General features: G+C 68.9%; 6 protein-coding genes. All 6 read right to left on the reverse strand.

Annotated features, from left to right (window positions below; translation table 11 throughout):
• Nucleotides 1-8: 8 nt before the first annotated feature.
• Nucleotides 9-3896 (reverse strand): DNA-directed RNA polymerase subunit beta', encoded by a 3888-nt coding sequence (locus ACIBTX_RS20675; protein ID WP_357126524.1) that lies wholly within the window; start codon nt 3894-3896, stop codon nt 9-11.
• 78 nt (nt 3897-3974) lie between these two features.
• Nucleotides 3975-7406, reverse strand: coding sequence for a DNA-directed RNA polymerase subunit beta (locus tag ACIBTX_RS20680; protein WP_357126527.1), 3432 nt, complete (start codon nt 7404-7406; stop codon nt 3975-3977).
• A gap of 644 nt (nt 7407-8050) precedes the next feature.
• Entirely contained in the window at nt 8051-8434 is a 384-nt protein-coding gene (rplL, locus tag ACIBTX_RS20685; protein WP_007465324.1) for a 50S ribosomal protein L7/L12, read from the reverse strand.
• 52 nt (nt 8435-8486) lie between these two features.
• Nucleotides 8487-9035 carry a 50S ribosomal protein L10 gene (gene rplJ, locus ACIBTX_RS20690; RefSeq protein ID WP_355050769.1) on the reverse strand — a complete coding sequence of 183 codons (549 nt, stop codon included), beginning with the start codon at nt 9033-9035 and terminating at the stop codon, nt 8487-8489.
• 338 nt (nt 9036-9373) lie between these two features.
• Nucleotides 9374-10063: a hypothetical protein gene (locus ACIBTX_RS20695; protein ID WP_355050770.1), complete on the reverse strand. Its 690-nt coding sequence runs from the start codon at nt 10061-10063 to the stop codon at nt 9374-9376.
• On the reverse strand, nt 10060-10899 hold the full coding sequence (locus ACIBTX_RS20700; RefSeq protein ID WP_396832844.1) for an ATP-binding cassette domain-containing protein: 840 nt from the start codon (nt 10897-10899) through the stop codon (nt 10060-10062). The genes ACIBTX_RS20695 and ACIBTX_RS20700 overlap by 4 nt, the downstream gene beginning before the upstream one ends.
• Between the last annotated feature and the right edge of the window lie 131 nt (nt 10900-11030).

Here is an 11030-nt window from a genome sequence, read left to right on the forward strand (position 1 = left end):
TCTGGTGCTTAGCGGTACGACCCGAAATCGAAGTCGTCCAGCGGCACAGCCTGCCCACTGGCCGGCCCGAAACCGTAGTCGGTCTCCGGGTAACCGGTCATCGAGTAGACCTTGGCCTTGGCCTCCTCGGTCGGCTCGACCCGGACGTTGCGGTACTTGCTGATGCCCGTACCGGCCGGGATGAGCTTACCGATGATCACGTTCTCCTTGAGGCCGACCAGCGAGTCGCTGCGCGAGTTGATCGCAGCGTCGGTCAGCACCCGCGTGGTCTCCTGGAAGGAGGCCGCGGAGAGCCAGGAGTCGGTGGCCAGCGAGGCCTTGGTGATACCCATCAGCACCGGACGGCCGGCGGCGGGCTCGCCACCCTCCGACACGAGTCGGCGGTTCTCCGACTCGAACAGCGCCCGGTCGACGAGCACGCCCGGCAGGAACTCGGTCGAGCCGGAGTCGATGACCGTCACCCGCTTGAGCATCTGGCGGATGATGATCTCGATGTGCTTGTCGTGGATGAGCACACCCTGCGAGCGGTAGACCTCCTGGACCTCACTGGTCAGGTGGACCTGGACCGCACGCGGACCCATGATCCGCAGAAGCTCGTGCGGGTCGATGGTGCCCTCGGTCAGCTTCTCGCCGACCGCGACGTGGCCGCCGTCGTGGGTCCGGAGCTTGACGCGCTTCGAGATCTTGTCGTAGACGATCTCTTCGCTGCCGTCGTCCGGCACCACGATGATCTTCCGCGAGCGCTCGCCATCCTCGATGCGGATCCGACCGGGGGTGTCGGCGATGGGCGCCTTACCCTTCGGGACCCGGGCCTCGAAGATTTCCTGCACACGCGGCAGACCCTGGGTGATGTCCTCACCCGCGACACCACCGGTGTGGAAGGTACGCATCGTCAGCTGCGTACCCGGCTCACCGATGGACTGGGCGGCGATGATGCCGACGGCCTCACCGATGTCGACCGACTTGCCGGTCGGCAGCGAACGGCCGTAGCAGGCCGCGCAGACGCCCAGCTTCGACTCGCAGGTGAGCACGCTGCGCACCCGGACCGTCTCCACACCAGCGGCGACGATCTTGTCGACCCCGATGGAGTTGATGTCCTGGCCGCGCTCGGCCACCACGGTGCCGTCCGGCCCCTTGATGTCGTCGGCCAGGGTCCGGGCGTGCACGCTGGTCTCGGCGTGGGTGTGGACGACGAGCTTGCCGTCGAGCTTCTCGCCGATCTGCATCGGGATCGCCCGGTCGGTGCCGCAGTCCTCCTCGCGGATGATGACGTCCTGGGAGACGTCCACCAGACGACGGGTCAGGTAACCCGAGTCGGCGGTCCGCAGCGCGGTGTCGGCGAGACCCTTACGGGCACCGTGCGTGGAGATGAAGTACTCCAGCACGGACAGACCCTCCCGGTAGCTGGCCTTGATCGGCCGCGGGATGATCTCGCCCTTCGGGTTGGCCACCAGACCACGGATCGCCGCGATCTGCCGGAGCTGGAGCAGGTTACCGCGAGCACCCGAGTTGATCATCTTCCACAGTGGGTTCTCCTGCGGCAGCGCGGTGTCCATCTCCTTGGCGACCTCGTTGGTCGCCTTGGTCCAGATCTCGATGAGTTCGCCGCGACGCTCCTCGGCGGTCATCAGACCACGCTGGTACTGCTTGTCGATCCGGTCGGCTTCCTTCTCGTACTTCGCCAGGATCTCCGCCTTGCGCGGCGGGGCGATGACGTCCTCCATGCCGATCGTCACGCCGGACCAGGTGGCCCAGTGGAAGCCGGCCTCCTTGAGCCCGTCCAGGGTGGCCGCGAGAGCCACCTTGGGGAAGCGCTCGGCGAGGTCGTTGACGATCGCGGAGAGCTGACCCTTGCGGATCTCGTAGTTCACGAAGCGGTAGCCCTGCGGCAGCGTCTCGTTGAACAGCACCCGACCGAGGGTGGTCTCCACGGTCAGCGGCTCACCCTCGACCCAGCCCTCCGGAGCGGTCCACGCCTCGGCGCCGGCGCCGTTGTCGACACCGATCACGTTCCGCAGGCGGATCTTCACCGGAGCCTGCAGGTGCAGCTCGCCGTTGTCGAACGCCATCCGCGCCTCGGCGTCCGAGCTGAACGCCCGGCCCTCGCCCTTCTCACCGGCGGTGAGGTGGGTGAGGTGGTACAGGCCGATGACCATGTCCTGGGTGGGCATGGTGACCGGCTTGCCGTCGGCCGGCTTGAGGATGTTGTTCGACGACAGCATCAGGATCCGCGCCTCGGCCTGGGCCTCGGCGGACAGCGGCACGTGCACCGCCATCTGGTCACCGTCGAAGTCCGCGTTGAACGCGGTGCAGACCAGCGGGTGGATCTGGATGGCCTTGCCCTCGACCAGCTGCGGCTCGAACGCCTGGATGCCCAGACGGTGCAGGGTCGGCGCCCGGTTGAGCAGCACCGGGTGCTCGCCGATGACCTCTTCCAGCACGTCCCACACGACCGGGCGCTGACGCTCGACCATCCGCTTGGCGGACTTGATGTTCTGCGCGTGGTTGAGGTCGACCAGCCGCTTCATGACGAACGGCTTGAACAGCTCCAGGGCCATCTGCTTGGGCAGGCCGCACTGGTGCAGCTTGAGCTTCGGGCCGACCACGATGACCGAACGGCCGGAGTAGTCGACGCGCTTGCCCAGCAGGTTCTGGCGGAACCGGCCCTGCTTGCCCTTGAGCATGTCGGACAGCGACTTGAGCGGGCGGTTACCCGGACCGGTGACCGGCCGGCCACGACGACCGTTGTCGAACAGCGCGTCGACGGCCTCCTGGAGCATCCGCTTCTCGTTGTTGACGATGATCTCGGGCGCGCCGAGGTCGATCAGCCGCTTGAGGCGGTTGTTCCGGTTGATCACGCGGCGGTACAGGTCGTTGAGGTCCGAGGTCGCGAACCGACCACCGTCGAGCTGCACCATCGGGCGCAGGTCCGGCGGGATGACCGGGACGCAGTCCAGCACCATGCCGAGCGGCGAGTTGCGGGTGTTCAGGAACGCCGCGACGACCTTGAGCCGCTTGAGCGCCCGGATCTTCCGCTGGCCCTTGCCGGACCGGATGGTCTCGCGCAGGCTCTCGGCCTCGGCGTCGAGGTCCATGTTCTGGACCAGCGCCTTGATGGCCTCCGCGCCCATCGAGCCGGTGAAGTACTCACCGAACCGGTCGCGCAGCTCGCGGTAGAGCAGCTCGTCGGTGACAAGCTGCTTCGGCTCCAGCTTGCGGAAGGTGTCCAGCACCTCGTCCAGGCGGTCGATCTCGCGCTGGGCCCGGTCGCGGATCTGGCGCATCTCGCGCTCTCCGCCCTCCTTGACCTTGCGCCGGACGTCCGCCTTGGCACCCTCGGCCTCCAGCTCGGCCAGGTCGGCCTCGAGCTTGGCGGCCCGCTTCTCGATCTCCGAGTCGCGGCTGTTCTCGGACTGCCGCTTCTCGGCCAGGATCTCGTTCTCGATCGTCGAGAGGTCACGGTGACGCGACTCCGCGTCCACGCTCGTCACGACGTACGAGGCGAAGTAGATGATCTTTTCGAGGTCCTTGGGGGCGAGGTCCAGCAGGTAACCCAGCCGACTCGGAACGCCCTTGAAGTACCAGATGTGGGTCACCGGAGCGGCGAGCTCGATGTGCCCCATCCGCTCACGACGAACCTTGGAGCGGGTCACCTCGACGCCGCAGCGCTCGCAGATGATGCCCTTGAACCGAACGCGCTTGTACTTACCGCAGTAGCACTCCCAGTCCCGCTGCGGACCGAAGATCTTCTCGCAGAAGAGCCCGTCCTTCTCCGGCTTCAGGGTGCGGTAGTTGATGGTCTCAGGCTTCTTGACCTCGCCGTGCGACCACTGACGGATGTCGTCGGCGGTGGCGAGACCAATGCGCAGCTCGTCGAAGAAGTTGACGTCGAGCACTATGTCCCCTATGTCGTCGTCTTTACAGCTAGATCACGGGCGGGGGTCGGGAGCCCGAAGGCCCCCGACCCGCACCACTTACACCTCTTCGACCGAGCTCGGCTCGCGCCGGGACAGGTCGATGCCCAGCTCCTCCGCGGCCCGGAACACCTCGTCGTCGGTCTCGCGCATCTCCAGGGCCACACCGTCGCTGGACAGCACCTCGACGTTGAGGCACAGCGACTGCAGCTCCTTGAGCAGCACCTTGAACGACTCCGGGATGCCCGGCTCCGGGATGTTCTCGCCCTTGACGATGGCCTCGTAGACCTTCACCCGGCCGAGCACGTCGTCGGACTTGATCGTGAGCAGCTCCTGCAGGGCGTACGCGGCGCCGTACGCCTGCATCGCCCAGCACTCCATCTCACCGAAGCGCTGACCACCGAACTGCGCCTTACCACCCAGCGGCTGCTGAGTGATCATCGAGTACGGACCGGTCGACCGAGCGTGGATCTTGTCGTCGACCAGGTGGTTGAGCTTCAGGATGTAGACGTAGCCGACCGCGATCGGGTCCGGCAGAGGCTCACCGGAACGACCGTCGAACAGCTGCGCCTTACCGGTGCGCCCGATCAGCTGCTTGCCGTCCCGGTTGGGCAGGGTCGACTCGAGCAGACCGGAGATCTCCTCCTCGCGGGCACCGTCGAAGACCGGGGTGGCCACGTTGGTGTCACCCTCGGACTCGTGCGCGTCGATCGAGCGGAGCTGGCGCTTCCACTCGGCGTCGTCACCCTCGACCTTCCAACCGGTCTTGGCCACCCACCCGAGGTGGGTCTCCAGAACCTGGCCGATGTTCATCCGGCTCGGCACACCGAGCGGGTTGAGCACGATGTCGACCGGGGTGCCGTCCTCGAGGAACGGCATGTCCTCGACCGGGAGGATCTTGGAGATGACGCCCTTGTTGCCGTGCCGGCCGGCGAGCTTGTCGCCGTCCTGGATCTTGCGCTTCTGGGCGACGTAGACCCGGACCAGCTCGTTGACGCCCGGCGGCAACTCGTCGCCGTCCTCGCGGGAGAACGTGCGCACACCGATGACCGTGCCGGTCTCGCCGTGCGGCACCTTCAGCGAGGTGTCCCGAACCTCACGCGCCTTCTCACCGAAGATCGCGCGGAGCAGTCGCTCCTCCGGGGTCAGCTCGGTCTCACCCTTGGGCGTGACCTTGCCGACCAGGATGTCGCCGGGAACGACCTCGGCGCCGATCCGGATGATGCCGCGCTCGTCGAGGTCGGCGAGCATTTCCTCGCTGACGTTCGGGATGTCGCGGGTGATCTCCTCCGGACCGAGCTTGGTGTCCCGGGCGTCGACCTCGTGCTCCTCGATGTGGATCGAGGTGAGCACGTCCTGCTGCACGAGGCGCTGCGACAGGATGATCGCGTCCTCGTAGTTGTGGCCCTCCCAGCACATGAACGCCACCAGCAGGTTGCGTCCGAGTGCCATCTCGCCCTCGTCGGTGCAGGGACCGTCGGCGATGACCTGACCGGCCTCGACGCGGTCGCCCTCGAAGACGACCGGCTTCTGGTTGACGCAGGAGCCGGCGTTGGAGCGGCGGAACTTGTGCAGCAGGTACGTCCGGCGGTGGCCGTCATCCTGGTGGATGGTGACGTAGTCGGCGCAGAGATCCTCGATCACACCGCCGACCTCGGCGACCACCACGTCGCCAGCGTCGACCGCGGCCCGGTACTCCATGCCCGTACCCACGAGCGGCGCCTCGGCCTTGACCAGCGGCACCGCCTGGCGCTGCATGTTCGCGCCCATCAGTGCCCGGTTGGCGTCGTCGTGCTCGAGGAACGGGATCATGGCGGTCGCGACCGAGGTCATCTGCCGGGGCGAGACGTCCATGTAGTCGACGGCACCGGGGACGACGTCCTCGGTCTCGCCGCCCTTACGACGGCAGAGCACCCGGTCCTCGGCGAACGTGCCGTCAGCCTTCAGGCGCGCGTTGGCCTGGGCCTTGACGAACCGGTCCTCCTCGTCCGCGGTCAGGTAGTCGATCTGGTCGGTGACCCGACCCTCGACGACCTTCCGGTACGGCGTCTCGATGAAGCCGAACGGGTTGACCCGGGCGAAGGTGGACAGCGCGCCGATCAGGCCGATGTTCGGGCCTTCCGGCGTCTCGATCGGGCACATCCGGCCGTAGTGGGACGGGTGCACGTCGCGGACCTCGAAGCCGGCCCGCTCCCGGGACAGACCACCCGGGCCGAGCGCGCTCAGCCGACGCCGGTGGGTCAGGCCCGCCAGCGGGTTGGTCTGGTCCATGAACTGGGACAGCTGCGACGTACCGAAGAACTCCTTGATCGCCGCCACCACCGGGCGGATGTTGATCAGGGTCTGCGGCGTGATCGCCTCGACGTCCTGCGTGGTCATCCGCTCGCGGACGACCCGCTCCATCCGGGAGAGGCCGACCCGAACCTGGTTCTGGATCAGCTCGCCCACGGTACGGAGGCGCCGGTTGCCGAAGTGGTCGATGTCGTCGGCCTCGTAGCCGTCCTCACCGGCGTGCAGCCGGCAGAGGTACTCCACGGTGGCGACGATGTCGTCCTCGGTCAGCGTGCCGGTGGTGATCGGCACGTCGACTTCGAGCTTCTTGTTGAACTTGTAGCGCCCGACCTTGGCCACGTCGTACCTCTTCGGGTTGAAGAAGAGGTTGTCGAGCAGGGTCTGGGCGTTCTCGCGCGTCGGCGGCTCGCCAGGGCGCAGCTTGCGGTAGATGTCTAGCAGGGCCTCGTCGGCGCCGGCGATGTGGTCCTTCTCGAGCGTGGTCATCATCAGCTCGGACCAGCCGAACTTCTCACGGATCCGCTCGGCCGACCATCCGATGGCCTTGAGCAGGACCGTGACGGCCTGCCGGCGCTTGCGGTCGATACGTACGCCGACCGTGTCGCGCTTGTCGATGTCGAACTCCAGCCAGGCACCCCGACTCGGGATGACCTTGACGCTGGAGAGGTCGCGGTCGGAGGTCTTGTCCGGCTGCTTGTCGAAGTACACGCCCGGAGACCGGACGAGCTGGCTGACCACGACGCGCTCGGTGCCGTTGATGACGAAGGTGCCCTTGGGCGTCATCATCGGGAAGTCACCCATGAACACCGTCTGGCTCTTGATCTCGCCAGTGGTGTTGTTGGTGAACTCCGCGGTCACGAAGAGCGGAGCGCAGTAGGTCAGGTCCTTCTCCTTGCACTCCTCGATCGAGGCCTTGACCTCGTCGAAGCGCGGCGCCGAGAAGGAGAGCGACATGGTGCCGGAGAAGTCCTCAATGGGACTGATCTCTTCAAGGATCTCCGCGAGACCCGAGCGTGCGTGCGGGTCGTCCGCCGACCGGCCCTGCCAAGCCTCGTTGCCGACGAGCCAGTCGAAGGACTCGTTCTGGATGGCAAGGAGGTTGGGGACCTCGAGGTGTTCGGTGATCCTGCCGAATGAAACTCGGCGGGGAGCGAATGCGCTCGACGTACGACTGGTCTTCGCAGGGCGGGAAGCTGCCAAGATGCGTCCTTCCGAGGACCGGTGCTGCAGAACGGCTGGTACGCGTGCACTCCAATGACCCCACCAGAATTATCCGTAAACGGACATTTCCGAGCAGGGGTCAAGTCGGAAGGCAGCGCAAACTAGCAGTGTAGCCGAGAGGCTAACCGCTGTCCAGCCCACCCCGCAGGTCGTTTGCGGAACGCTCCTCGGCCCCCGTTCACCGGGGTCTGCCGGGCCGCTCAGAACGCAACTCCCCACTGGGCCGCTCGGGTGACCGCGACCGATGGTGCCGTCGCTGTCATTACCCACATCGTGGCCGTCGCAAGCGCGGTGTCTTGCTGGTGTCAGGGTGCCTGTCAGGCCGGGGCCGCGTCAAGGGCCGGTATCCGGGTCGTCGGTTCTTTCCCACCTGAGGAGGATCCGGTCGTTCGTGCGGATGATCCCGCGCCGACCATCGGCGCCCAGCTCAGCACGGTTGTCGCCCGGTCCACGAAACACGGCGGGGGGGGGTGCGGGGGGGGGGAACCCCCCCCCCCCCCCCCCCCGGGGCCCCCCCCCCCCCCCCCCGCGGGGGGGGGGCCGGGGCGCCCCCCCCCCCCCCCCCCCGCGACGCGACCGTGTCCCAGCTCACCGAGCCGGGTACGCGCAGGTTGGAGCTCAGGTCACTTGAGGGTGACCTTGGCGCCCTCACCCTCGAGCTTGGCCTTCGCCTTCTCGGCGGTCTCCTTGTTGACCTTCTCCAGGATGGCCTTCGGCGCGGACTCGACCGCGTCCTTGGCCTCCTTGAGGCCCAGGCCGGTCAGCTCACGCACGACCTTGATGACCTGGATCTTCTTGCCACCGTCAGCCTCGAGGACGACGTCGAACTCGTCCTTCTCCGGCTCGGCCTCGGCGGCGGCCGGAGCGCCACCGGCGGCGGCAACCGCGACCGGAGCGGCGGCGGTGACCTCGAAGGTGTCCTCGAACTGCTTCACGAACTCAGAGAGCTCGATCAGCGTCATCTCCTTGAACGCGTCGAGCAGCTCGTCGGTGCTGAGCTTCGCCATGTCTGGCGTCCTTTCTAAAGGTTGTTAAAGAACGTGGGTGCGCCGCGCGGCCTCAGGCCGCCTCGGCGCCCTCCTGCTCGCGCTTCTTGTCCGCCAGGGCGGCCGCCGCGCGGGCGGCCTTGGAGAGCGGAGCCTGGAACAGGGCCGCGGCCTTGCTCAGGTTGCCCTTCATCGCGCCGGCCAGCTTGGCCAGCAGCACCTCACGGGACTCCAGGTCGGCGAGCTTCGTGACCTCGGCCGCGGAAATGGCCTTGCCCTCGAAGACACCGCCCTTGATGACGAGCTTCGGGTTGGCCTTCGCGAAGTCGCGAAGCCCCTTCGCCGCCTCGACGACGTCGCCCGAAACGAAAGTCAGCGCGGTAGGACCGGTGAACAGCTCGTCGAGGCCGGTGATGCCCGCGTCCGTCGCGGCACGCTTCGCCAGCGTGTTCTTCGCGACCGTGTAGCTGGTCTCGGCACCGAGCGATCGCCGCAGCTGGGTGAGCTGGGAAACCGTCAGACCGCGGTACTCGGTCAGCACGGTAGCGCCCGCGCTGCGGAAGCTCTCGGTCAGCTCAGCGACGGCCGTGGCCTTGTCGGCTCGGATCGGCTTGTCCGCCATGTCCCTCCTCTCTCGTTGCTCGAGGCTGGTCCCCGGGCACGGCCGAAGCCGGAGCGGGGACGAAGGCAGCACGACAACGAAAAGCCCCGGCGCAGGGCGCACGGGGCGAGGGCCGGCGGGAAGTCACGGTCGGCGGACCATGCTCACTGCCGAATTACGCTTGCCGCCCTACGCGGGTCGCCCGTCGTCGCGGGGCCTTCGACCGTGCCGAAGCACGGTGACCAGCGGTCTCTGGGTGGTTCCTCATCCATGACAACACGGATGACGTTTGAAGAGTACGCGCCCGCGGGACCAGCGCCAAATCGCCCCCGGTGAGCCGGGTCACGCCGCCGGGCCACTCAGCCCTGGGCCCGCCGCCGCCACAGGTAGCCGGCGGTGACCGCCACGCTCCACGCCAGGGCCCAGGCCGTGAGCCCGAGCAGGGTCAGCGCGGCGGCGTCACCCGCCGTCGTCCGGGCGGTAGCCATGATCGGCGGTACCAGCCAGGGCGCGACCGAACCACGCAGGCCGAGCGCCACCGCGCCGACACCGCCGAGGGCCAGCACCGCGACGCCGTACGCGGCACCGCCCACCGACGCCCGGCTGGCCAGCGCGCCGAGGGCAACCGCGGCGGGTACGGCCAGCAGGTGCGCCCACAGCCCCAGCGCGATGCCGACCGGCACCGACCGGTCACCCGGCTCGACCGGGCCGGTGACCCCACCCACCAGCCACGGAAAGAGCAGCGCGACGGCCACCGCGACCAGTGCCGCCGCGCCGGCCGCCAGGAGTCCGGCGAGACGCTCCCGGGCCACCCCGACGGTCACCTGGGCCAGCCGACGCTGCACGTCCGGCTCGATGTCCAGCAGGATCTTGGTCTGCCACGCGAGCACCGGGAAGAGCACCACGGCCGAGACGCCGTACGCCTCCGCCGGCTGGGACCGGCCGCCGCCGTAGAGCGTGCCGAGGACGACGAGGCCGGCGAGCAGGGGCGCCAACGCCCGTCCGGTACGCAGGAAACCCGCCAGCCGCATCCGCACCAGCGCGTTCATCGGCCCTCCCCCGTGTCGGGCTCGACCATCGCGTCGGCCGCCCCGAGCCGCGCCGACGTGGCCGACGGGGTGGGCGGATGCGCCGGGGGTGGGGTGGTGGAGGCGTCGGCGCGTACTCGAAGGATCTGATGGCCCTCGGCGCGCAGGCGGGCGACGGTGCCGGCGACCCGCGCGGCCGGCACCGCGACCTCGACCACCGCGATGGCCTCCTCGTCGGCGGGCGCGGTCTCCTCGGTCAGCACGCCCGCGGCCACCGACCAACGGCGCGCGGCCGGCAACCGGACCGTCTCCCCCCGGTGGTCGCTGACCAGGACCGTGCCACCGTCGGCCAGCACCTCGTCGATCAGCTCGGGAACCAGCTCGCGGGTCGCGGCGTCCAGGCCCTCCCACGGCTCGTCGAGCACCAGCAGGCCCGGCGCCCGCAGCATGGCCTGGGCGAGGCCGACCTTCTGCGCGGTGCCCTTGGACAGCTCCGCGAGGCGCACCGAGCGGAACGCGTCCAGCCCGAGCCGCCGCGTCCAGGTCGTCACCGCCTCGTCGGCGGCCGAGCGTCCCAGCCCGGCCGCGCGGGCCATGCCGGTCAGATAGCGGGACACGGTGAAGGGCTGATCGGCCGGGAAGCGCTCGGGCACCCAGCCCACCCGGGCCGGCCGGTCGACGACCCGACCCCGGCCCGGCCGCAACACCCCGGCGGCCACCTGGAGCAGGGTGGACTTGCCCACCCCGTTGCGGCCCAGGACGACCGCCACCTCACCCGGGCCGATCTGCGCGTCCACGCTCCGCAGCACCCACGGACCCCGCCGGTGGTACCGCAACCAGACGTTCTCCAGCCGCATGCGGACGAGCTTGCCACACCCGGAACGCGCCGGGGCGGCCGCCCCCCCCGGGGGGGGCCCCCCGGGGGGGGGGGGGGGGGGGGCGCCCCCGCCCCCCCCCCCCGGCCGGTGGTGCACCCCGTGGGGGGGCC

This window comes from Micromonospora sp. NPDC049359 (assembly GCF_044466585.1).
Taxonomy (GTDB): Bacteria; Actinomycetota; Actinomycetes; order Mycobacteriales; family Micromonosporaceae; genus Micromonospora.

Coding starts and splice junctions, on each gene's coding strand:
- ACIBTX_RS20695 (WP_355050770.1), bottom strand. CDS start 10,063: ATGAACGCGCTGGTGCGGATGCGGCTGGCGGGTTTCCTGCGTACCGGA.
- rplL (WP_007465324.1), bottom strand. CDS start 8,434: ATGGCGAAGCTCAGCACCGACGAGCTGCTCGACGCGTTCAAGGAGATG.
- rplJ (WP_355050769.1), bottom strand. CDS start 9,035: ATGGCGGACAAGCCGATCCGAGCCGACAAGGCCACGGCCGTCGCTGAG.
- ACIBTX_RS20700 (WP_396832844.1), bottom strand. CDS start 10,899: ATGCGGCTGGAGAACGTCTGGTTGCGGTACCACCGGCGGGGTCCGTGG.